19 protein-coding genes and 1 other RNA gene are annotated in these 22,257 nt (G+C 39.9%); 5 read left to right on the top strand and 15 right to left on the bottom strand.

Features of this window, described 5'->3' with window-relative positions; all coding sequences use genetic code 11:
• Window positions 1-762: 762 nt before the first annotated feature.
• Entirely contained in the window at window positions 763-1,308 is a 546-nt protein-coding gene (locus tag A6M13_RS15920; RefSeq protein ID WP_066548832.1) for a biotin transporter BioY, read from the bottom strand.
• Window positions 1,309-1,372: 64 nt separating this feature from the next.
• A complete protein-coding gene (locus tag A6M13_RS15915; RefSeq protein ID WP_066548829.1) occupies window positions 1,373-2,167 on the bottom strand; it encodes an aminoglycoside 6-adenylyltransferase in 795 nt (264 codons plus the stop codon).
• 116 nt (window positions 2,168-2,283) lie between these two features.
• On the opposite strand from A6M13_RS15915, the gene A6M13_RS15910 reads away from it, so the two are divergent.
• From A6M13_RS15910 to A6M13_RS16420, 3 genes are all read left to right on the top strand, one after another.
• The gene (locus A6M13_RS15910) at window positions 2,284-2,619 is read left to right on the top strand and encodes a hypothetical protein (RefSeq protein WP_066548827.1); all 336 of its coding nucleotides are present in this window, start codon (window positions 2,284-2,286) and stop codon (window positions 2,617-2,619) included.
• A 17-nt stretch (window positions 2,620-2,636) separates the two neighbouring features.
• On the top strand, window positions 2,637-3,341 hold the full coding sequence (locus A6M13_RS15905; protein ID WP_066548826.1) for a hypothetical protein: 705 nt from the start codon (window positions 2,637-2,639) through the stop codon (window positions 3,339-3,341).
• 65 nt (window positions 3,342-3,406) lie between these two features.
• A complete protein-coding gene (locus A6M13_RS16420; RefSeq protein ID WP_169817465.1) occupies window positions 3,407-3,577 on the top strand; it encodes a hypothetical protein in 171 nt (56 codons plus the stop codon).
• A 66-nt stretch (window positions 3,578-3,643) separates the two neighbouring features.
• On the opposite strand, the gene A6M13_RS15900 is transcribed toward A6M13_RS16420, so the two are convergent.
• Together A6M13_RS15900 and A6M13_RS15895 are read right to left on the bottom strand one after the other, a co-directional pair.
• On the bottom strand, window positions 3,644-4,444 hold the full coding sequence (locus A6M13_RS15900; RefSeq protein ID WP_066548824.1) for a sulfurtransferase: 801 nt from the start codon (window positions 4,442-4,444) through the stop codon (window positions 3,644-3,646).
• Between the two features lie 12 nt (window positions 4,445-4,456).
• On the bottom strand, window positions 4,457-8,086 hold the full coding sequence (locus A6M13_RS15895; protein WP_066548822.1) for a dynamin family protein: 3,630 nt from the start codon (window positions 8,084-8,086) through the stop codon (window positions 4,457-4,459).
• Window positions 8,087-8,378: 292 nt separating this feature from the next.
• Between A6M13_RS15895 and A6M13_RS15890 the strand changes: the two genes are divergently transcribed.
• Window positions 8,379-8,837 carry a chemotaxis protein CheX gene (locus A6M13_RS15890; RefSeq protein ID WP_066548821.1) on the top strand — a complete coding sequence of 153 codons (459 nt, stop codon included), beginning with the start codon at window positions 8,379-8,381 and terminating at the stop codon, window positions 8,835-8,837.
• A 133-nt stretch (window positions 8,838-8,970) separates the two neighbouring features.
• Here A6M13_RS15890 and A6M13_RS16170 read toward each other — a convergent pair whose 3' ends face one another.
• From A6M13_RS16170 to A6M13_RS15875, 4 genes are all read right to left on the bottom strand, one after another.
• Complete coding sequence (locus A6M13_RS16170) at window positions 8,971-9,141, bottom strand: DUF2197 domain-containing protein (protein WP_141680985.1); 171 nt, start codon at window positions 9,139-9,141, stop codon at window positions 8,971-8,973.
• A gap of 13 nt (window positions 9,142-9,154) precedes the next feature.
• On the bottom strand, window positions 9,155-9,997 hold the full coding sequence (gene zupT / locus A6M13_RS15885) for a zinc transporter ZupT (protein ID WP_245669366.1): 843 nt from the start codon (window positions 9,995-9,997) through the stop codon (window positions 9,155-9,157).
• Window positions 9,998-10,177: 180 nt separating this feature from the next.
• A complete protein-coding gene (locus A6M13_RS15880; RefSeq protein ID WP_066548817.1) occupies window positions 10,178-11,581 on the bottom strand; it encodes a bifunctional metallophosphatase/5'-nucleotidase in 1,404 nt (467 codons plus the stop codon).
• Window positions 11,571-13,064 (bottom strand): carboxypeptidase M32, encoded by a 1,494-nt coding sequence (locus A6M13_RS15875; RefSeq protein WP_066548813.1) that lies wholly within the window; start codon window positions 13,062-13,064, stop codon window positions 11,571-11,573. The genes A6M13_RS15880 and A6M13_RS15875 overlap by 11 nt, the downstream gene beginning before the upstream one ends.
• A gap of 176 nt (window positions 13,065-13,240) precedes the next feature.
• Here A6M13_RS15875 and A6M13_RS15870 point away from each other — a divergent pair, with 176 nt between their 5' ends.
• Complete coding sequence (locus A6M13_RS15870; RefSeq protein ID WP_066548810.1) at window positions 13,241-14,686, top strand: tryptophanase; 1,446 nt, start codon at window positions 13,241-13,243, stop codon at window positions 14,684-14,686.
• Window positions 14,687-15,037: 351 nt separating this feature from the next.
• Here A6M13_RS15870 and A6M13_RS16165 read toward each other — a convergent pair whose 3' ends face one another.
• The 7 genes from A6M13_RS16165 to gpsB form a co-directional block, all read right to left on the bottom strand.
• Window positions 15,038-15,217, bottom strand: coding sequence for a hypothetical protein (locus tag A6M13_RS16165; RefSeq protein ID WP_141680984.1), 180 nt, complete (start codon window positions 15,215-15,217; stop codon window positions 15,038-15,040).
• Complete coding sequence (locus A6M13_RS15865; RefSeq protein ID WP_066548803.1) at window positions 15,189-15,950, bottom strand: 3-hydroxyacyl-CoA dehydrogenase; 762 nt, start codon at window positions 15,948-15,950, stop codon at window positions 15,189-15,191. Before A6M13_RS15865 ends, A6M13_RS16165 begins: the two co-directional genes overlap by 29 nt.
• Before the next feature lie 113 nt (window positions 15,951-16,063).
• Window positions 16,064-18,142 (bottom strand): ATP-dependent DNA helicase, encoded by a 2,079-nt coding sequence (locus A6M13_RS15860; protein WP_245669365.1) that lies wholly within the window; start codon window positions 18,140-18,142, stop codon window positions 16,064-16,066.
• A 237-nt stretch (window positions 18,143-18,379) separates the two neighbouring features.
• Window positions 18,380-19,522, bottom strand: a complete 1,143-nt coding sequence (locus tag A6M13_RS15855; protein WP_066548800.1) for a THUMP domain-containing class I SAM-dependent RNA methyltransferase — start codon at window positions 19,520-19,522, stop codon at window positions 18,380-18,382.
• Window positions 19,523-19,555: 33 nt separating this feature from the next.
• The gene (locus tag A6M13_RS15850) at window positions 19,556-21,286 is read right to left on the bottom strand and encodes a putative bifunctional diguanylate cyclase/phosphodiesterase (protein WP_066548798.1); all 1,731 of its coding nucleotides are present in this window, start codon (window positions 21,284-21,286) and stop codon (window positions 19,556-19,558) included.
• Between the two features lie 127 nt (window positions 21,287-21,413).
• An RNA gene (rnpB, locus tag A6M13_RS15845) (RNase P RNA component class B) lies at window positions 21,414-21,795 on the bottom strand.
• An 83-nt stretch (window positions 21,796-21,878) separates the two neighbouring features.
• Window positions 21,879-22,238 carry a cell division regulator GpsB gene (gene gpsB / locus A6M13_RS15840; RefSeq protein WP_066548795.1) on the bottom strand — a complete coding sequence of 120 codons (360 nt, stop codon included), beginning with the start codon at window positions 22,236-22,238 and terminating at the stop codon, window positions 21,879-21,881.
• Window positions 22,239-22,257: the final 19 nt, after the last annotated feature.

The following is a 22,257-nucleotide window of genomic DNA, read 5'->3' as shown; positions in this document are numbered from 1 at the left end:
AGGATCAAACTCTCCAAAAAGAATTTGAGTTAAGCTCAAATTTTCCATCTCAAACCGAAGTTCTCGATGTTGCTGGCATCATTTAAGATGTCATAATTTTGTCGGTTAAACCGACTATGTTTCATCAACGTTTGTTGTTCAGTTTTCAAGGTTCATGTTGCAGTCACCTTAGCGACATTTACTATCTTATACCATCTAACAAATAAGGTCAACACTTTTTCAAAAAATTATTTAAAAAAGTTAAGAAAATTTATTATCACGCCAAACGCGTACTTTTTTATCTTAAAGATTTTAATAGGAATTTTCAAGATATTATTTTAATATGCTACACGGCTATCTAGTTTCTTCCCATATATTATATATAAGAAACACCGGCGAATAAATTCCAATCGACCACTATTCATTTAATTCGATAAAAATCTATCTACAGCAAAAAGCGACTGGGACAAAACCCTACTTCTGATGAAAATACATGTATGGAGATAATCAAAATTTGCGCGTGCGTCCCGACACAAGCGGCGATTTCAGCAGGAATAGCAATGTTTGTCTGCGACGAGGTACCGTAGGAGCATGCGCTTTTAAGTGGAACATCGTGTTTGCCTCAAGCCATCCCTACGAAACGCGTCTGCTATGTAGAGTAGCACCCAAAGCAAAAAATATCCTTCAGCCGTTGTCGTTGCTGAAGGATATTTCCTTTTGTCCCAATCTCTTTCCTACTCTTTTAATACTGCCGTTCCACACAAAATAAATCCTTTAATTCCTTTAAGCTGCTTGCAATACATTGGCTTGTTGTAAACGACGCTTCACAACTAAACCGATTGAAGCAGCCATCACCGCTTTTAATACGCCCGTCACTAAAAATGGCACAACACCTGATAATAAAGCTGCTTGCCACGATAAATCTGCAATAACTTTAAGCCATACTGCACCAAATGCTAGTGTAACGAACATGCCGATAACGTTGGCAACAACTGCATGTGTAAATGTATAGCCAAAACGTTCAAAATACACGCCCATCACTAATGCTGTTGGTAAAAACCCAATAATATACCCACCTGTAGGTCCAAAAATAATACCTAAGCCGCCTGAAAATGCAGTAAACACTGGCAAACCAATTGCACCTAATAATATGTATAACCCAACTGCTTGTGTCCCCATTTTTTTACCTAAAATCGTTACAACTAAACCAATGGCTAACGTTTGTCCCGTAATTGGTACCAGTGGCAACGGAATTATAATTTGAGCTAATACAGCAATAATCGCCGCACAAAAAGAAACATAAATTAATGGTCGTACATTCGTTTTCATACACACACCTCTTTTATTTGTTAACCAAATTATAAAATAGGTTAACAAATAAAACAACCTCCTATTATTTAATATGAGGAAATTTTTTATAAAAAGCATGTTCATCCGCTGGATAAGCGAGATGACACGTATGACTTACGGTAAACGTAGCTTCTTGGAAAAATGTACGCATCGTCTGCAAACTATGTTGCACATATTCTATTGTCCCTAAATTAAATGTTTCAACGAACATCCCGTACTGTTCTGCGTTCAGAATACTTTCTAATTCGTTATACGTCGGGTTCATTGTTAACGAAAAAGATTGCTGTGCGCTTAATGACCATAGTAACATCGTCATAAATGGCTTGCGTATTTTATGTTCAATATAATAAATAGCGGGCAAATGCTCTTGACGCTGTAAAGATGTAAGTGCGAATTGTTGCCCTTGCCAAAACTGTTGGCAGCATATCGTAAATTGCTCATTTGTTGGCGCACTAATACACGGCGAGGTTGTAGACGCTAAAAACTGGTCTTTATCAATCAGCACACGTAAATACTCTTCATATTCTAAAAGTTGATGTGCTTGTTGCTCCGTTAATGATTTCACATGTAATTGTTGCCCGTCTTGCGCTAATAATAAATAGGCACTTTCATGCTTTGCTGGTGGAAAAAGCATCATATTTGGCATGAGGACACGTTGTAAACGCTCGAAAAAAATTTGTGCTTGAAACGTTTCATTTACAACAAGCAATACGTAAAAAGCATGTGTAGCCATTGTTTCATCAATCACTTCTTCTTGCTGTAAAACAACTGTACGTATCATTTGTTCGCTCTCTACTACTTCAAGCAATCGCGATAATAAAATTTGTTTTTCCGCCATACGCCCCCTCCTTTTCTTTTTATTATACCGTGAGAACGACTATTTGAATATGAAGCAAGTTAGTCGCAATATCGATTTCCTTTATTTTATACTGTGTATAGAAGAGGTGTTTTTTTATGACAATTACAATTGAACAATTAGAGCGCGATATTGAAGACGTGTTTTATCGCTGCCTTGAATTAGATGCCGATGATGCACAATATAAAATGTCACAATCTTTTGCGTCATTATTGCCGAAATTACAACAAATCGGTTATATTGACCGCTCGCTAACGATTTTAGTACAACCTGAAACTTGCGCGCCACAAGCTCGTCTATTATTACAAAGCTTGCAAAAAGCACATGCACGCAAAACAAGGAAGCGACAACTACTGACACATCGACAAATTATTCGCGTTTGGCTTCGCCAACATCAATCCTACACACATGAGTATTTACCGACAACATTTTAAATAAAGGGGGCATGCGCATGGTCATTCAACGTATTTTATTGGCGTGTAGTTTCTTGTTACTCGCAAGTGCTACACTTTTCTTTCCACTTTATCATTTCAAAGAACCATCTTATGCCGGGCAAACGTTTTTGCCTGCTACATATGTAAGTTATTTATGGATTGCATTATTTGCGCTTTTACTTTCATGGCTAATTCGCTCATTCCATTTAAATCTATATTTTCCTCGCTCCTTTATTTGGTCGTTTTTTGCTAGTAGCTTTCTCCACTTCCTACTCGTCGTTTGTTGGCAAATGGAACTGTATATGACGTCTACTGTATGCGTTAGTTTATTGCTGTTCTTCCTTGTAAAACTGTACGGGGTATCTCATCGGAAGCGCGTCTCCTCATTAGCGAAAGTAACGTTTTCGTTATACGTGAGCTGGATTGGCATGTTAAGCTTTTTCTATTTAAATTTTTTAGTCGTTTATTATGATTGGTCTGCGTTTCTGTCTCAAAACGTGTGGACATTTGTATTTTTAGTCGTTGCCGCTCTTATTAGCGTGACCATTCGTTTTCGCTTTGACGACCGATTATTTCCACTCGTTTGTGCTTGGACGATGATTGGTATCGCTATTTATACTGGCTTGTCACAAATGCTGTTGTTTACGAGCACGATTTTACTGAGTATCCTTTTAATTAGCAGCGTCTTTGTAAAGCCACTGACTGAGCCACAACAAGCATAATCATTGAAACGCTACTTATTTTCTTTTACAATAAAATCATTCCGTCTAAAAGGTGAGGTTTAAACATGAAATTGTTTTATATCGCTATTCTTTTAATGGCTGTCGCAGCGTTGATTTTAGTCGTTTCAAGTATTGCGCAAGGTACACTATCTCTTTTGTGGTATAGCTTATTATTAACAGGTGCGGCGATTGTGTTCGCACGTATTAGTACACATAAAGCGTTGCATGTATCGTAATATATTCACCGCTTTTCATATGAAAATAAACAAAAAGCACATGCATTTTCCGCATGTGCTTTTTGTTTATTTTTTCGCTACGTCGTATGCTTCAATCCAGTCACTGAAACTGCCAACATATACTTTTACATGTTCATAGCCCGCTTCTTTTAACAATGTATACACCGGTGATGCGGTAACCCCACTGCCACAATATATAACAATCTCTTCGTCACGTGCGACCGTTTGCGTAAGCGTATCTGTTACACGTAGGAACGAGCCATCCTTTGCTTGCTCCCAACAATAATTGCGTGCTGTTGGAATATGCCCTGCTACTTTATCCAGTGGCTCAACTTCCCCGCGATAACGTGCCGCTTCACGCGCATCCAGTAAAACCGCGTTGTGCTGACCATCAACAATCGCTTTTACATCGTCACGCGACGCATATATTGCAGACTGCCAATTAGGTGTAATCGTTGTCGCTGTCACATGAACAGTGTGTGCATTCACCGTAAACCCTGCTGCAACTAACGCATCAAAACCACCGTTTACAATACGTACATTCGAAAACCCTGCATACGCTAGCATATAATACGCACGGCTTGCAAACGGTGCACCGCCTTGGTCATAAATCGCGATGGCATCGTCTAGCTGTAAGCCTAAACGCTCAAATACTTGTTGTAATTGCGCATGTGACGGCATCGGATGACGACCACGCGTGCTTGCCATATCCGATAAATCCACCTCTAAATCAATATAACGCGCACCGTCAATATGTGCCTCGTCGTATTGACGTTTGCCAGCTGTCTTATCTTGCAGTGCAAAACGTGCATCTAAAAAGATGACGTCTTGCCCTACTAGTTCCGTTGCTTCTACAAAAACACTCATATCACTCGCCCCTTATGCGTGTTGTAATTGTGTATAAATGTCTTTCCAGCTTTGTAACTGACTTTCCTCTTGTAATAACATACGCTCCGTTGCAATTTGCTCTTTCGCTTGGTCGACTAAGTAATTAGCTTGGCGATCCGCTTCTTGTGCAACATACGCAAATGCCCATTGTAATAAGCGCTCTTTTTCCATATTTAAGAATTTCTCAGCGTCTGGCTTCGTTAATTTCTCTAATGCGTCACGTAAGTTTTCTTTTTCATTTTTCTCGAAGAACGCTTTCGTATTTTTAAAGTGTGATTTTACCGATACATACGGTACTTCAGATTGGAATGGTCCAGTAAAGTCCAGTAATGACGGCTCTTCGGCTTCATATCCTAAGAATGAGAACGAGTTGTTTTTCTCTTTTAAGTTTTGAACATTTTCTTTATATAGCATTAATAAACTGCGTTGTACGTACTGTGCTAAACGGAAGTTCGTTACGCGTAACTCTTGCGCTAAGTCAAAGCTTAAACTTTGTAACACTTCTTTTAATGCGACTTCAAGCGCTTGCTGTGCCGGCTGATGTGCAAACGTTGCTGGGTTATAGCTTTCACGGAAGAAGTCTGGGTAACGATAGTACACACGTTGTAGTAAGTAATACAGTAACTCATCTAACTCTTGCTTCGTATCCGATTCAAGCATTGCTGTTTTCGGTACGCGGTAATATTTCTCAACATCTTGCTCTAACTGTGTTAACTCTTTTAAGCGCTCTTCTTTACGCGATAAGTTGTGCTCTGTTTGTGCGATTAAATCGGATAAACGTTGCTCTGTTTTTTCAACTTCCTCTGCTAACGCTTGTACTGCCAACGCACGTAACTCATCGTTTAAGAATGAATGGAATGCCGATTCAAACGGCTTCATACCCGAATTGTAATCTGCACTGTCTACTTTTTCATTCAACGCTTGTAAACTTGATACTCCGTATAAACGTGGGAAACGAATACCGAAGCGTTGTAATTCTGTACGTACGTATCCTTTTACGTCTTCTGCTTCCGCTTCATTTGACGCTAAATCAATCGCATTTACAATAAAGAACATTTTATCTAGTTCGAACGCATCTTTTACACGCCCTAATTGAATTAAGAATTCACGGTCCGCCTTTGCGAATGCGTGGTTGTAATACGTAATGAATAAAATCGCATCCGCATTACGAATATAATCAAATGCTACACCTGTATGACGCGCGTTAATCGAGTCTGCTCCTGGTGTGTCTACTAATGTTACGCCCATACGTGTAATTGGTGAATCATAGTAGAAGTCGATATTATCAACGAAGCATGAACGATTTTCTTGTGCGACGAATTTTTCAAAGTCTTCACGATTAGCACGAATCGTTGTGCCAAGCTTTGGCATAAACTCGTTATACCCTTGCTCATATGCACGAATAAATGATTTATGCACGTTTAATCGCTCGTCTGTTAATTTAACAGCTAATCCTTCTTGTGCACGACTATAAGCTTCTTCTAATGAAGAAATCGTTAAGCCAATTGCCGCATACGATGCTTGAATATCCGCTAACATATCTTCCTTCGTCTTTAATACAACGTCGGCTGTTTCATGTGGACAGTCTGGTGATACCGGACGAATTTTATTAATCGCAGCTGTTGTTGGGTTTGGTGATACCGGTAATACTTTTGAGCCCATTAACGCGTTTGAGAATGATGATTTCCCTGCTGAGAATGCACCGAATAACGCAATTGTGAAGTCACGCTTTTCTAAACGCTCCACCTTTTTCGTTAAGTACTCCGCTACCTCTGTAAAGCCGTGAACATCTTTTACTAAGTTTGCTGTATGCATCGCACGTGATACGACTTCATCGACAGCAAGTGTCGCAATTGGTGCACGTTCTACTTGTTCTTCTAACACTTCTTGCTGCTCTTTTGGCTTCAACATCGACTCATCAAATAGACGAATTTCTGCTAATGCACGTGCATATTCACGTTCCCAACGCTCTAAAATTAATTTCGATTCTGCGCGGTTTTCATTGCTCACTTGGTGCATCATTAATGCCGAAGCTGCCAAACGGTTTTCAACATCGACAACGCCTTGAATCGCATCAATTTTTTCTTGCATCGCTTCAATTTTCTTTTTCACTGGTCCAGATACTTCTGTTGCCATATTTTGAAGCTCTGCTGCCATTTCCTTTTTCCACACATCACTTTGTTCGATATAGAAACGGTTCGTCGCTTCAGCTACACGGTTCGCAAAGTTTAGTAACGCATCGCCTGCAATTCCCGTACCTGGCTGAATTTGTGCATCAATTAATGATAATGTCGGCACATAGGCAATTGCATCAATTTGCGCTGAGCGTTCCTCTGTTAATGCGCCAACATCACGCAATGCTTGCTTCATTAGCCCTTTTAAATGACCTGTCACTTGCTGTGACGTTACGTGCTGGTATGATTTTTCAACCTCTGCCCCACGACGTGCAATTTCTTCCTCTTTCTTGCCTTTACCACCAAATAAATTTCCTAAGAAGCCCCCCACTTTAAAGTCGGGTTGCTTACTTTCTAAATAATCACGGAGTAAATCACGGAAATGTGCTGGAATAATAACTGATTTTGTATCCGCTAACAATTCTTTGCGCGCATCCTCAAAACGTTCAATCCACTCGTCTACATTTAATAAATCTTTTTGCTGTGTTAATTTGTGATACTGCCCTAATAAATCGTCACGGTGCTTCCAATCATCTTCAAATACGACATCTGTTGAATCCATGATGATTTGCTCTTTTTCTGCTGTTAAATACGCCGTATGCTCATCTTGTAATTTCGTTAATGTATTAGCTGCTGTTTTCACAAGCTCGCCTTGCCAATCGTCCATACTGTCCATTACGATTTTTTTCACTGTTTCAAAATCGTTATGCGGATGATCTTTTTGCTTTAATGATGTGAAGAAAATCGCTTTCGGTTCAACACCCCATGCCGCAAATGATTGGTGTACGGATTGTTTAAAGTCTTCAAATGACAGCTCATTGTCTTTATGCTTATCAATTTGGTTCACGATTAAATACACATTTGGGTTGTATTTCATCAGCTGCTTCGTAAATTGGAAGTTTAACTCAGACTGTACATGGTTATAATCCATCGTGTAGAACACAATATCCGCAATATGCAGCGCTGATTCTGTTGACATCGCGTGTGCATCGTCTGTTGAGTCAACACCTGGCGTATCCATTACCGTTACACCATCTGGTAAATTCGAACCAGCATGACCAATTTCAATCATTTGTACTAAGTCGCCGTTTTTACTTAGTTCTTTTACCGTTTTATACTCATAGCCTGCTTCGAATTTGACGGGTTTGTCATTATGCATATACACAATCGCATAATCTTCATCTGCCTTGTGCACCTTTACAATATTGGCACTTGTCGGAATTGGACTTGCTGCTAGTAAATCTTCTCCAGATAATGCATTAATCATACTTGATTTACCAGCTGAGAAGTGACCTGCAAAGCCGATAACATACTCACGCTGTAACAATTTGCGCGCAAACAATGCCGTTTTTGCATGGCGCTCATCGTCTTGATTGTTTTTATACAAAAGTGATTGGACAGCAGCTTGTTTTAATAGCTGCTCTAAATTTTGCTCGAATTCGCTCATTTTATTCTATAAATCCCCTTCTAGTTTATATAGTATGCCTTATATTCTAACATGTTTTTAGAATAGAGGAATCGTCAATTGTACGTTTTTCAATTTTTTCGAAAAGCGACTAACAAAAACATGCCAAATAGTATTTTTTACGCATATAATCGAAATCATTTAAATGAGCATTAAGACATGGTATGATGGTATACAGATGCTGTTGTTTAACGAACAATCGCCAAATAACCTTCGACACATCAATCTTTCCTCACATAAATGAACAAATTCTATGAGAAATGGGTGACCTATTATGAGTACCACAAAACATATCCAAACTATTTTAAATGGCACAATTCAAGCGATTAAAACCATTATTCCTCTCCCTCTTACAGTAAGCAGTCCTTCTCTTACCGCTGAGCCGTATGAGCAACAAGAAATGGGTGTACTTATCGGCATTGTTGGCGACTTAAAAGGACGTATTATTTTAGACTCTATCCCAACAACATTTTCAACAATTGGGCATTCGATGTTTGGTATGCCACTCGAAGGCGAAATGCTTGAATCATTTACTGGTGAACTTGGTAATATGATTGCTGGTAATTTATGTACAAATGTTGGACAAGAACAGCTCGACTTAGATATTACGCCACCAACTGTAATGGTAGGCCATACAAAGTTATATGGTTTCCAACAAGCATTCCAATTAACAATGTCACTAGAAACAGGCGACAAATTAGTTGTACTTTTAACGATTGATGATGAATCTTAAGCCAAGGTCTATCTAGGCGGGGATAAAATCCTGCTTTAAATTGAATACAAAAAGAAATATCCTTCAGCAACGACAACTGCTGAAGGATATTTTTGTACTTTTGGTGCTATACCACCACTTTTTATGAAAATATTTATTCACGGTCAAATAAATATTTTCGTGAATCATCTTCAATACGTCGGTCGCAATCATCACATGAAAATTTTTCGTGGCGTCGTTGCTTATAACGCATATATTTTGTTGTGCCTTCTTCAAGTTTAAACGGCTGTCTACAATAACGACATATAATTTCGTAATAAATCATGTGTACACCCCTTTTACGCTAATAACACTAGACTGACTGCCATAACGGCCATTCCTGCAACTAAACCATACACAGAAGAATGCGCTTCATCATATTTTTTGGCAGCTGGTAATAATTCATCGATTGAAATAAACACCATAATTCCGGCGACACCAGCAAATACAATGCCAAACATCGTGTCGGTTAAAAATGGCATTAAAATTAAGAAAGCAATTAATGCACCAAGTGGTTCTGATAAACCTGAAGCAAATGACCATTTAAATGCTTTCATCTTTTTACCAGTTGCATAAAAAATCGGAATCGCTACGGCAATACCTTCTGGAATATTATGAATCGCTACAGCAATGGCAACCGCTACACCGACACTTGGGTCTTGAATCACTGACATAAATGTAGCAATACCTTCTGGGAAGTTATGAATCGCAATGGCTAACGCTGTAAATAACCCCATACGCATTAAGCGCTCCGCTTCAGCATGCTCTTGTGCATATTGCACATCTTCAACCGTTTTCACCTCATGAGGGTTGCTCGCTTTTGGAATGAAGCGGTCAATTAACGCAATGACTAACATCCCTCCGAAAAAGCCAACAAGTGTTAACCAATAACCTTTTGTATCACCATGTGCCGCTGTTAATGCATCTTTCGCTTTCACAAAAATCTCGACTAATGATACATAAATCATGACACCTGCTGAAAACCCAAGTGCAATTGATAAAAACTTTTTATTTGTACTTTGCGTAAAGAACGCAATTAAACTCCCGATGCCGGTTGCAAGACCTGCAAACAATGTTAAGCCTAGCGCTAACAATACATCGTCAGTTACGTTCGTGCTAAAAAAACTCATGATACTATCCATTATTCCTCACCTCTACTTACGTATGTATGTTTATATGCTCATCATACACAAAAAGTTTCCTTCGAACAACATTTTTATATCGATGAAATAAATAAGCTTACGGGAATATGACAGAAAAATGCATGTATAAAGCTAGTTGCTTACAAAATCGCGGCACAAAAAATGTGTAACCAGAAATGGCTACACACTTTTTCGAATATAACGTTCTAATAGCTGTGGAATTGTTTCTACAGTGCGTTTGATTTCGTTCGCTTGTTGGTACATCGTAAACGGCGGATGCCCCATTGCCCGAAAACTATTCACTGCCACTGTGTATACCGCATCCATTTGCATGGCATGCGCACCAACTTGTACATCCGTAATACGCTGTCCGACCGGCTGTTGCCATTGACATGTAAATGTCACGCCACCAATAAAGTCAAATTGATATGGCTGCAATGTATTTGGATACACATTGACCGCATAATCAAGTGTTCCGTCCTCATATGTTGCGAATACGGCCGCACTTTGTTCAAGTGCTGCACAAATTTGCGCACCCGTCATCTCTAGCGTCACGAGTACATTGTCGCGCGGATAGCAGCGTCGTATATGTTCACGCGTCACGTGCTGTGGTAATCCACCTTGCTCTTGAAAAAACAGTTCTGTTACAGAAATATCTGCGCCGGTTATATGTCGCTGAAATTGATGAAACCAATCAATGTATGGATGCCCTTGTATCATCGTTTGTTGTAAATCGTTATATGTTAATCTAGCTGGGGCCTTTCCGATTGTTTCCGCTAGCCAAGTTTCCACTTGTGGTTTTCGCGGCGCTTCTTCCACTACCGGCACAATTTGTGCAGCAACTTGCCAAGTGCCGTGTTCATATGTAAATGTTACAGATGCAAACGCTGTCCCGTGTGAACCAGGCTGTATGTACGAAACACCATTTTTTTTGCCGACAAACTGCATATGCTGATGTCCTGTAATGAGCAGGTCAATACCTGGCAAATACAACATCTTTTCAGCTTCATTTTCACCTGTACCTTCATCAAATATCCACGTGCCGTTTGGGTCTTGCGCAAAACCACCATGATAGCTCACAATGACAATGTCCGCTTCCTCCTGCTGGCGAATACGTGGCAATTGTGCAGCAAGTGCTTCGTATGCCTGTTGAAAGTTTAGACCTTTCGTATAGCCATGCTCATCCCAATGCGGTGTAAAATGTGTAGTAACACCGATCACGACTACTTTTACATCCTCAATCATCTTCACAATATACGGTTGCGCAAAGTCACCAATATTACAGCTAATCCACGGGAATGTTGCTTGTTTGCGTAGCTGATGCAAACGCTGCGGTGTTTCATTAAATTCATGATTTCCAAATATCATCGCATCATAGCCAAGTTCATTGGCAAGCGCAATCACTTGGCTATCACATTCATGCGCTGTATCATACATATGCTCAAAACTACCTTGCAGTAAATCGCCATTATCAAGTAGAAGTGCTGGTTTTTGTTGGCGAATATGCGCCGCTATCGTTTCGAAGCGACGCAATTCCCCATGTATATCACTTGTCACAATTGCTGAAAATGATTTACAACGCATATAGACGTGTATATTTCTCCTGTAAATAAGCCGTTAAATACGTTGGGTTTAGTCCTTCACCAGTACCTTCTTGTAATAATTCAAATGGCTTTTTCAGCGCGCCGTGACGATGTACTTTTTCAGTTAACCATTCACGAATTGGCGCTAAGTCACCTGTTGCGCACAACTCATCAAAGTTCGGAATGTCCTTATCCATCGCATGCTTCCACTGTGCTGCATACATATAGCCAAGCGCATAGGATGGGAAGTACCCGAAGCTACCGTCTGACCAGTGCATATCTTGTAGTACACCTTCTGCATCATTTTGTGGGCGTACCCCTAAATATTCTTCATATAAATCATTCCAGCGCTGTGGTAAATCTTTTGCTTGTAGTGAACCGTTAAATAAATCACGCTCTAGCTCATAACGCACCATAATATGTAGCACATATGTCAGCTCATCTGCTTCAATGCGAATAAGTGACGGCTTCGCAAAATTAATTGCCTTTAAGAAATCATCAACCGCAACATCACCGAACTGCTGCAGTGAATATTGTTGTAATAAGGGGAAATTATATGCCCAAAACTGTTCATTACGTCCAATAAAGTTTTCGTAAAACAATGACTGTGACTCATGAATACCCATTGATGTGCCCGTACACAGCGGTAAACCCGTTAAGCTTTCATCAATATTTTGTTCATAAATCGCATGTCCACATTCGTGAATCACACCAAATAACGCTGAGCGGAAATCATACTCATCATACTTCGTTGTCACACGAATATCATTGCGATTTAGTTCAATCATAAACGGATGTACCGTCTCATCTAATCGACCGGCATCAAAATCGTATTGTAGGCGGCGTAGTAATTCTAATGATGCTTCACGTTGCCCATCTTTTGGGAAGTGTTTAAACAACATATCTGTATTTGGTTGCTTGCCATTTGCGACAATTTGCTGTACAAGTGGGGCAACAACTGCACGTACTTTTCCGAATACATCATCTAAAATAGCCGTTGTCATGCCTGGCTCAAATTGGTCCAGTAATGTATTGTACGGTGAACCATTTTTCTCGCCCCAATAGCCGATAAATTTCTTTTTCCACGCAATCATTTTTTCTAAATGTGGTAAGAAAATCGCGAAATCTGCCGCTTCCTTTGCTTGTTCCCATGCCGCTTCTGAATGTGCTTTTTCAATTGTAAATTGCTCAAACTCCGCCACCGGAATACGTTTATTTAAATCGTAGGCCTCGCGTACTTCCTCAACTAAACGCTTTGTGATATATGGCAATGTCTCTTTTTGCGCCTCAAGTGTTGTCAGCATATTGCCAAGCTCATCTGCTGTTTGTAATTCGAATACTTGCGCAGATAATGTTCCGATTACATTGGCACGCTGTTCTAATCCTTTTTTCGGCGCACCTGTACGCATATCCCAATATAATACGCTTAATGCTTCATTGTAATGTTGAATCTTCTTCATGTACTGAATAAATGTTTGTTCCATATTTATCACCTCATCCCTATAGTAGCACGAAAAGATGTGAAACTTTTAGCGCATTAAGAATTTTCACCCTTCATTTTTTATATTATTAAAACAACTGAATTTTCCGACAAATATGAAGATTATTTTAGTACAATACATTTATTACACCAATGCGTCAACGCGAAAAGGAGCATAATATGACAGTATCATTTTATTCAGGACAACAAATTCCACTGGAAATGCACAAAGTACGTATCGTACAAAAATTAAATTTACCACCTGTAGAGCGTCGCGTCGAAGCGATGAAAGAAGCCGGTTATAATACATTCCTTCTAAAAAATGTAGACGTTTTCATGGATATGTTAACAGATAGTGGTGTTAACGCAATGAGTGACCGCCAACAAGCAGCGATGCTTGAAGCAGACGATAGTTATGCAGGCTCAGCTACGTTTACAAAGCTTGAACAAAAAATCGAAGAAATTTTCGGGAAAAAGTATTTCTTACCTGCGCATCAAGGTCGTGCATGTGAAAATATTTTGGGTCAAGTATACGTAACACCAGGGAAAGTCGTGCCGATGAACTATCACTTTACAACATCAAAAGCGCATATTACCGTAAACGGCGGTACAGTAGAAGAAGTATTCAAAGATGAGGCATTAAACTTAACATCGGAAGACTTATTTAAAGGTAATGTAGACATCGATAAATTAGTCGCAATTATTGAAGAAAAAGGCGCTGACAATATTGCATTCGTGCGCGTAGAATCAGGTACAAACTTGATCGGTGGACAACCACACTCTGTTGAAAATATGAAGGCTGTGCGCAAAGTATGCGACCAATACAATTTAAAGCTTGTGTATGATATTAGTTTACTTGCTGACAATTTATACTTCATTAAAACACGTGAAGATGCTTACAAAGATGCGTCAATTCGTGATATTACACGCGAACTTGCCGATTTATCGGATATTTTATACTTCTCAGCACGTAAGCTTGGCTTCGCTCGTGGAGGCGGTATTGCCACAAATAGTGAAGAAGATTACTTACGTATGCGTGAGTTTATTACGTTATATGAAGGTTTCTTAACATACGGTGGTATGTCTGTACGTGAAATGGAAGCTATTACAGTCGGCTTAGATGAAACGATGGATGAAGAATATATTGCACAAGGTCCTCAATTTATTCAGTATATGTCGGATGAATTACAAAAACGTGGTGTGCCAGTTGTGACTCCGGCTGGCGGTTTAGGCTGTCATATTGACGCCACTCGTTTCTTATCACATATCCCACAAGAGCAATATACAGCAGGCGCACTTGCTGCCGCAATTTATATCGCAAGTGGCGCACGTGGTATGGAGCGCGGTACAATGTCGGAACAACGTGATGAAAATGGTGTTGAAACGTTAGCACATATGGAACTTGTGCGTATGGCAATGCCGCGTCGTGTCTTCACACTTTCACAAATTAATTATGTTGTAGACCGCATTGCTTGGCTATATGATAATCGCGAACTCATCGGTGGTATGAAATTTGTCGAAGAGCCAAAAGTGTTACGCTTCTTCTTCGGGAAACTCGATGCATTAACAGATTGGCCAACACAATTAGCGAAAAAATTCCGCGAAGACTTCGGCGAAAGTTTATAAGAATAAACGTGGCTGGGACAGAACTCTATTTCTGATGAAAATGAGTGTATTGAGATGATAAAAATGTGCTGGTGCGTTCCGACACAAGCGGCGACTTCAGCAGGAAAAGCAATGTTTTTCTGCGACGAGGTACCACAGGAGCATGCGCTTGAGACTACTAAGAGGAACATCTGCCAAGAACGCCACGTCGTGTGGTAGGGCAGATGTGACAAACATCGTGTTTGCCTCAAGCCATGCCTGCGAAACGCGTCCGCTATGTGGAGTAGCACCTAAAGCAGAAAAATATCCTTCAGCAGTTGTCTTTGCTGAAGGATATTTCTTTTTGTCCTAGCCTCGTTTTCTTAGAGGAAGTCATTTCTTGACCGCACGTAACAGTTGTTCTGTATGTGCATGACGCGCGACACCAACCGTCGTATATTGTGGCGTATCTCCCGACGATTTAATGACTACGTCACCTCGTTGTTGCATCGGCAATTCGCTATAGTTCATTTCACTGCATGCCTCAACGCGGTGCCATACGAATGGCGCCATCTAAGCGAATCGTTTCCCCATTTAACATTTCATTTTCAAAAATCGCTTGTACAAGTTGTGCATATTCAAATGGTTGCCCTAAACGCGACGGGAATGGCACTTGCTTCCCTAATGACGCTTTCGTCTCTTCCGGTAAGCTCGCTAATAATGGCGTTTCAAATGTACCTGGGGCAATGGTCATTACACGAATGCCATAGCTGGCTAAATCACGTGCAATCGGCAATGTCATACCAACAATGCCTCCTTTTGAAGCGGAATAAGCAGCTTGTCCAATTTGCCCATCGAATGCCGCAACAGAAGCGGTATTTACAATAACACCGCGTTCTCCACCAGCAGTCGGCTCATTTTGTGCCATCTTTTCAGCTGCTAAACGAATGATGTTGAATGTACCAATTAAATTAACATGAATCACCTTTTGGAATGTTGCGAGTGGAAAAGCCCCGCGTGAGCTGACGGTTTTTGCCGCATCGCCAATACCAGCGCAATTGACAACACCATAAATGCCACCGTAACGCTCAGATGCATTATCAATCGCTAGCTGCACGGCTCTTTCATCGGTTACATCAGTCTCATAAAACGCGCAATTTAACTCCTCAGCTAATGCTTGTCCACGCTCTTGTTGTACATCTAAAATAATGGGCACACCACCGTTTGATGCAATCATTCGAGTCGTTGCTTCCCCTAGCCCTGAGCTACCACCTGTCACAAGAATTGCTTTATTTGCAAAGTTCATTCTCAACACCCCTTTATCGGAATTTTAACCTCCTTTAGCTTATTCGTGACATAAAACAGAAATTCCTTTATTAAAACAGAAAAAACCTACCAATAAATTGGTAGGCTTCATTATTATGCTTGTGGGGCAACTGGTAAAATCGTTAAGAAGTGCTCTTTTACGGCTTGCTCTTGTTCATTACATAAAATTGTAATTTCTCCGTGGTCATTCGATGTACGAATTAAACGACCCATCCCTTGCTGTAAACGCAACTGCATAAATGGCAATTCCACTTCATCAAACACATCTTCTGCAAAAGCACGCTTCGCATCAAATAACGGATCATGTGGTGGGAATGGTAAATCAAAAATAACAACGCGTGTTAATGCTTCTTCTGGTAGGTCTAAACCTTCCCATAAGTGGTATGAGCATAGCACTTGTACAGCACCTTGTTGGAAGTCGCGTACAATTGCTGATAACTCACGGTCACCTTCAAATACATAGTCAAGTAATTCATCTGCTGATAGCGCCTCTTTATAGGCAAGCATCGACTGCTTCGATTTAAAGAGCATTAACGTTTGCTCCCCTTGTGCCACGACTGCGCGGGCAGCTGCTACTTTGTCTGCTTGCGCGACATCTTTTACGTGAATTTTCATCACTTCTTCATAATCAAACGGTGATGGTACCGAGAAGTTTTGATGCTTCTTCACACCTAAGCTATAGGCAATATACGAGAAGTCTTTATTCACAGATAGCGTTGCTGATGAGAAGACAATCGGTGTCTTTTTCGAGAATAACTTCTCTTCTAACACTTCTGTAATTAAACGCGGCATAATTACGAGTGTATTACGACCGTCCGTTTGTTCTAACCAATCGACTGCATCTGCTTTTGAAATAAAGATATTTAATGCCGCTTGGTAGTTTTCAAGGAATTCCTCTGCCATGTTCAGCTCATATTCTGGAATCATATATAGCTCAGATTCAAATACAAATTCCTCTAATAACTTCTCAACATCGGCTACAAGCTTTTTCCCAATTTGTAACAAACGTTTTGATTTCTGAATGCGTTTACGCTCATTATCAGATTGTTCCACATCATCCATTAATTGGTCAAAGAATAATTCATGGTCATCTTGTAACATTTCCATCGCATATAATGTACGCTCACGAACACCGTCCACCATTAAACGCTCTAGCATTTGTACAATTGTGTCCCCTTGAATTTTATAAGTCATCGCTTTTTGTGCTGCGTATTCTAATAAATGCCCTTCATCAAGTACCATCATTGATACTTCTGGTAATAATGGCATTTGTCCTTCGCGCTCACGTGACTCTTTCGTCGCTAAATGTTCCATTAAGAAATCTTGTGAACAAATAATTAAATCCGTTGCTTTACGGTAATGCGCGCGGTGTAATGTTTGTCCACAACGATTACGTAAATCACAAACCGCACACTGCATTACTTCGTTATAGTTCACTTTTGCCCAGTTTTCATCGCTGACAGATGGGAAATCACTACGCTCTCCGTACGGTGCTGCATCTTTTAGCGGTGCTTGTGTAAAGACATCTTCCGGAATGTTCATCGCGATTTCATCAATCCAATGTACGTCTTCCTCATCGTCCCAATCAATGTTTTTCACTGCATCTGAATTTAATAAATCCATTAAATTACGTTCTTTTGATGACTCTTTTGATTGTGCGAATAACGAATCAATTAAACTTGCTGTTGAAGCAGGCTTTTCGTCAACAACTGTTTCTTTACGCTCTTGCAATTGTGCTGCTTCGTGCTCACGCTCCGCATACTCAAAGCGTTTTAAGCATAAATATTGGTCGCGTGACTTCGCTAAGCGCACATCAATCGTTAAACCTAAATGGTCGCGTAGTTTGTGTACATCGCCACCTTCTTTGACAAGCTGGTCAATTAATGTTTCATCTGCACACGCAATTAATGCCGGACGCCCTGTATAACGTGCATAGGAAATCGCAGGTAATAAATACGCAATCGTTTTTCCTGTTCCAACACCGGCTTCCGCAAATAAAACATTTTTCTCCTTTAACGCTTGCTCAATTTGATAAGCCATAAAAATTTGCTCGTCTCGACACTCAAAGCCTTTCTCCGGTAATTCATCATATAGCACATCGCCCATCCAATCGCCTAAGCTTTCAAAGAATGAACGGTCTTTCGTTAACTCAAATGGTAGTGATTGTCTCATATCACAAGTTCCCCCTCTAGCACATATTTCGACGCACCAACACGTACGAACATAAGAACGGAAGGAGTCTAGCCCCTTCCGCCGTCATTTATATACAATCAATTCTTGAATTTCTATTCAAAGTTGCAACACTCATTATACTATGAAAGTATCATCATTGAATACTATTTTGCCTAGCACTCGGTGAAAAAAGCTGTGCTACTAAATTCCCTTTAGCAGCCAGCTTTTAATGTTTATTTATTTCGGTTGACGTTTTGATTTTTGTCCCCAGAATTGATAATACTCTGTTTGAATAAAGCCGTTGAATAATTTACGTTTTTTCGTTGCGCGCTTCCCGTATAATTCTTCAAAGTTTTCCATTGATGATAACATGTACACTGACCATGTTGGGTAGTTATACATTTTATCGCCTAGCTTACGAATAACACCTTCCACCACTTCAATATCACCGATACGTTCACCGTACGGAGGGTTACCAATCATTACACCATCTGTCTCTAATGTCGTGAAGTCTGGTGCTGTCATTTGCTTAAATGTAATCATATCGCCAAAGCCTGCTTCTTCAGCATTTTCTTGTGCGATAGCAACCATTTTATGGTCAATATCTGAACCGATAATGTTCAGTTCTTGGTCGTAGTTGGCTAATTCATCTGCTTCGTTACGTGCTTTATCCCACACGTCTTTTTTCATCCAAGGCCAGTCTTCTGAAATAAAGTCACGGTTGTATCCTGGTGCAATATTTTGTCCAATCATTGCCGCTTCTAGTGCGATTGTGCCTGAACCACAGAATGGATCATAAAATGGACGGTTTGGATTCCATTTTGAAATATATACAAGTGCCGCTGCTAATGTTTCTTTTAGCGGTGCATCCCCTTGTGTTTGACGGTAGCCGCGTTTGTGTAAGCCAGCGCCCGATGTATCGATTGTAACGGTTGCTACATCTTTTAAAATTGAAATTTCAATTTTATATTTTGCACCTGATTCATCTAAAAAGCCTAGACGTTTATACGCTAACTTCATGCGCTCAACAATCGCCTTTTTTGTGATAGCTTGACAGTCTGGTACACTGAATAATGTCGATTTTACCGATTTGCCTGATACTGGGAAGTTAGCATCCACTGGTAAATATTTTTCCCAAGGTAATGCTTTTACACCTTGGAATAATTGTTCGAATGTTTTTGCGGGGAATGTCCCTACAACGATTTTGACACGGTCTGCTACACGTAACCAAAGATTTGTACGTGCAATTGCTAGCTCGTCTCCCTCAAAATACACTTTGCCGTTGTCGACACGTGTTTCGTATCCTAATGCTCTTACTTCATCCGCAACAATTGCTTCTAAGCCCATTGCTGATGTTGCTACTAATTGAAATTTACCCATACGTAATTCCTCTCTCATATCATTTCTAGGTGTCTATTTGTTCTGAAGTGATGTCTGCATAAAGCGCACCGCTTCGTCAAATGGTAATGGTTTACTATAATAAAACCCTTGTATTTCATCACAATCTAATGTGCGTAGCAATTGCACTTGGTCTTGTTGCTCAACACCTTCTGCAACGACACGCATATTTAAACGATGTGACATATGAATAATGGCATCTACTACTGCCTGTTTTTCTTGTTGGTGACAAATTTGCTGAATAAAGCTACGGTCAATTTTTAAAGTATCTAACGGGAAACGCACTAAATAGCTTAGTGACGAATATCCTGTCCCAAAATCGTCAATCGATAATGTAAAGCCCAGCTCACGCAATTCATTAAATTTTTCGACCGTTTCATTCGCATTGTTCATAACGGTACGTTCCGTCACTTCAATTTCAAAAAATGACGCATCTGTTTGTGCACGGCCTAACATCCCTTTTATCGACTCTAAAAAGTTCGGATGTTGGAAATGCAAACTTGAAATATTCACAGCAATTGGTAGACGTGGTAAACCTAATTCCGCTAATCGCTTTGAGTCTTCAAATACCTTTTCTAAAATCACTTCGCTAATCGGTACAATTAAGCCTGTTTCCTCGGCATACGGAATAAATTCTCCTGGCGACACAAAACCTAATACTTCATTGTTCCACCGCGCAAGTGCTTCAAAACCGAGAGTTTCCTCCGTTTTTGTGTCGACTTTCGGCTGATAGTACACATCAAATGCTTTTTGTTCTATCGCTTTGCGAATTTCAGCATCTAATAATAGCACACGTGAACTATCAATATTTAACTCATCAAAATAAAGCATGATTTTTTCGGTTGTTTGTCGTTTTGCAAAGTCCATCGCCTTTTCTGCGCGATGCACTAAGTCCTCGGCTGTTACACCTTGGCTCGGATATAAGCTAATGCCAATGTTCGCTGTGACAAAAATTTCATGATCTTGAATATAAATTGGTTCTTCAATTAATTCCGTCATTTTTTGTGCAAAAAAAGTCGCATCGTCAAGGTTTTGTAAATTGGTAATCGCAAGTATAAACTCATCTGCCCCGTAGCGTGCCACAATATCTTTATTACGTAAACATGTACGTAGACGCTTCGCAATTTCTGTTAGTAATATGTCGCCGTTTGAATGACCTAATGTTTCATTTAAATGTTTAAATCGGTCTAAGTCGATAAAATATACAGCGTGATACATATTTTCTAATGTTGTCGACGTTTCTAACAACGCCTCTAAGCGCTTTAAAAAAGCAAAGCGATTCGACACATCGGTTAAAGAGTCCGTCAACTTGCGTTTTTCAAGTTCATGTTCGACAGTTTTTCGTTCTGATAAGTCGGTGAAAATGGCACAATTATAAGTGTGCTCATTGGATTCATCGACTACTTTTAAAATATGAAGCCACTCGGGGTAAATTTCATTGGTTTTACGTTTATTCCAAATTTCACCTTGCCAAGAGCCTGTTGTGTGAATCGATGTCCACATCGTTTGGTAAAATGCTCGATCATGGATGCCTGATTGTAAAAGTTTCGGGTTTTTACCAATAACGTCTTCACGGTTATATCCCGTTACAAACTCAAAAGCTGCGTTGACCTCAATAATTTCACCTTTTGCATTCGTAATCATAATGCCTTCTTTTATATTTTGGAAAATCTTCCTCACTAAACATTGCGGCAAATTCACGGTATGCTGTTCAGGAAATTCGTGGTCAAACTTTTGGTCATCCATTGTGCAAGTCCCCTCATCATAACAGTTAATATTATTTATATAATCGGTCGTACATTGATTTTAAATCGAAAGAAGGCTCTCCAATATCATTGGAGAGCCCAAATTTGCATGAAATGACATCAGTAAATTTTATAAGCCATGTTTTGTTCTCGGGTACTCAAACAGTTATAAAACCTCGTACCATGAGCAGTAATCATCTATCTACGCAACTATGTGCGTCTCTTCATCTGTTCAATTCCTTCAGAAGAATGCCCCTACCATAATTTGGGTTTCTCACTCGTGGGGTTTACCTCGTTCCACCTCATAAGTTTCCTTATAAGCTCCGTCACTGTGGCACTTTCAAGAAGTTTCAACCATATCTAAAAGACTTAGGTTTTCCTTCTGCCGTTAGCCGCTAAGCTACCTTACCTTATTGATTCAGTAAGCACGAACACTACGGTCATCTCAGATCCGTGTGAGCATGGACTTTCCTCTACGCCATTTTTCAGACGCAGCGATTACTCAAATTTATTGATGATATGCCTATTATACTAAAAGAACCAAAAAAAGACAACCTACGCAACTATATTCTATCTATTCTCACATTTCTGAGTTATTCACGGTCTAAACGAGAACCGAAAACATGTTTTTCTAAATTCGAGAGTCGTTGCAAAATATCAAAATAAGTCGTACCTGATGCAGAATGTTGCACTGGCGCCGGCTTTTGTACAGGTCGCTCTGGTTGCACGTGCTGTTTCGCTCGCTGTAACTCTTGACGCAGTTGTGCCATCTCTTGCATTAAACGACGATTTTCTTCTTGTAAGTTTTTTACGGTATCATGTACCTTTTCAAATTCGCGATAATCTTCAATTACTTTATCTAAAAAATTGTCTACATCATCTTGATTATACCCACGTAAACCACTTTTAAATTCCTTTTCATAGATCGTTTTCGCATCTAAATGAAGATTCATACTATCCTTCCTTCCACCA

The organism is Caryophanon tenue (assembly GCF_001700315.1).
Taxonomy (GTDB): domain Bacteria; phylum Bacillota; class Bacilli; order Bacillales_A; family Planococcaceae; genus Caryophanon; species Caryophanon tenue.
The sequence above is the reverse complement of the archived record's forward strand: the minus strand, read 5'-3'. Positions and strand labels throughout refer to the sequence as shown.

What these genes read in the sequence shown, in the direction of transcription:
- A6M13_RS15920 (WP_066548832.1), bottom strand. Translation starts at nt 1,308, where the DNA reads ATGAAAACGAATGTACGACCATTAATTTATGTTTCTTTTTGTGCGGCG.
- A6M13_RS15915 (WP_066548829.1), bottom strand. Translation starts at nt 2,167, where the DNA reads ATGGCGGAAAAACAAATTTTATTATCGCGATTGCTTGAAGTAGTAGAG.
- A6M13_RS15910 (WP_066548827.1), top strand. Translation starts at nt 2,284, where the DNA reads ATGACAATTACAATTGAACAATTAGAGCGCGATATTGAAGACGTGTTT.
- A6M13_RS15905 (WP_066548826.1), top strand. Translation starts at nt 2,637, where the DNA reads ATGGTCATTCAACGTATTTTATTGGCGTGTAGTTTCTTGTTACTCGCA.
- A6M13_RS16420 (WP_169817465.1), top strand. Translation starts at nt 3,407, where the DNA reads ATGAAATTGTTTTATATCGCTATTCTTTTAATGGCTGTCGCAGCGTTG.
- A6M13_RS15900 (WP_066548824.1), bottom strand. Translation starts at nt 4,444, where the DNA reads ATGAGTGTTTTTGTAGAAGCAACGGAACTAGTAGGGCAAGACGTCATC.
- A6M13_RS15895 (WP_066548822.1), bottom strand. Translation starts at nt 8,086, where the DNA reads ATGAGCGAATTCGAGCAAAATTTAGAGCAGCTATTAAAACAAGCTGCT.
- A6M13_RS15890 (WP_066548821.1), top strand. Translation starts at nt 8,379, where the DNA reads ATGAGTACCACAAAACATATCCAAACTATTTTAAATGGCACAATTCAA.
- A6M13_RS16170 (WP_141680985.1), bottom strand. Translation starts at nt 9,141, where the DNA reads ATGATTTATTACGAAATTATATGTCGTTATTGTAGACAGCCGTTTAAA.
- zupT (WP_245669366.1), bottom strand. Translation starts at nt 9,997, where the DNA reads ATGGATAGTATCATGAGTTTTTTTAGCACGAACGTAACTGACGATGTA.
- A6M13_RS15880 (WP_066548817.1), bottom strand. Translation starts at nt 11,581, where the DNA reads ATGCGTTGTAAATCATTTTCAGCAATTGTGACAAGTGATATACATGGG.
- A6M13_RS15875 (WP_066548813.1), bottom strand. Translation starts at nt 13,064, where the DNA reads ATGGAACAAACATTTATTCAGTACATGAAGAAGATTCAACATTACAAT.
- A6M13_RS15870 (WP_066548810.1), top strand. Translation starts at nt 13,241, where the DNA reads ATGACAGTATCATTTTATTCAGGACAACAAATTCCACTGGAAATGCAC.
- A6M13_RS16165 (WP_141680984.1), bottom strand. Translation starts at nt 15,217, where the DNA reads ATGGCGCCATTCGTATGGCACCGCGTTGAGGCATGCAGTGAAATGAAC.
- A6M13_RS15865 (WP_066548803.1), bottom strand. Translation starts at nt 15,950, where the DNA reads ATGAACTTTGCAAATAAAGCAATTCTTGTGACAGGTGGTAGCTCAGGG.
- A6M13_RS15860 (WP_245669365.1), bottom strand. Translation starts at nt 18,142, where the DNA reads ATGAGACAATCACTACCATTTGAGTTAACGAAAGACCGTTCATTCTTT.
- A6M13_RS15855 (WP_066548800.1), bottom strand. Translation starts at nt 19,522, where the DNA reads ATGGGTAAATTTCAATTAGTAGCAACATCAGCAATGGGCTTAGAAGCA.
- A6M13_RS15850 (WP_066548798.1), bottom strand. Translation starts at nt 21,286, where the DNA reads ATGGATGACCAAAAGTTTGACCACGAATTTCCTGAACAGCATACCGTG.
- gpsB (WP_066548795.1), bottom strand. Translation starts at nt 22,238, where the DNA reads ATGAATCTTCATTTAGATGCGAAAACGATCTATGAAAAGGAATTTAAA.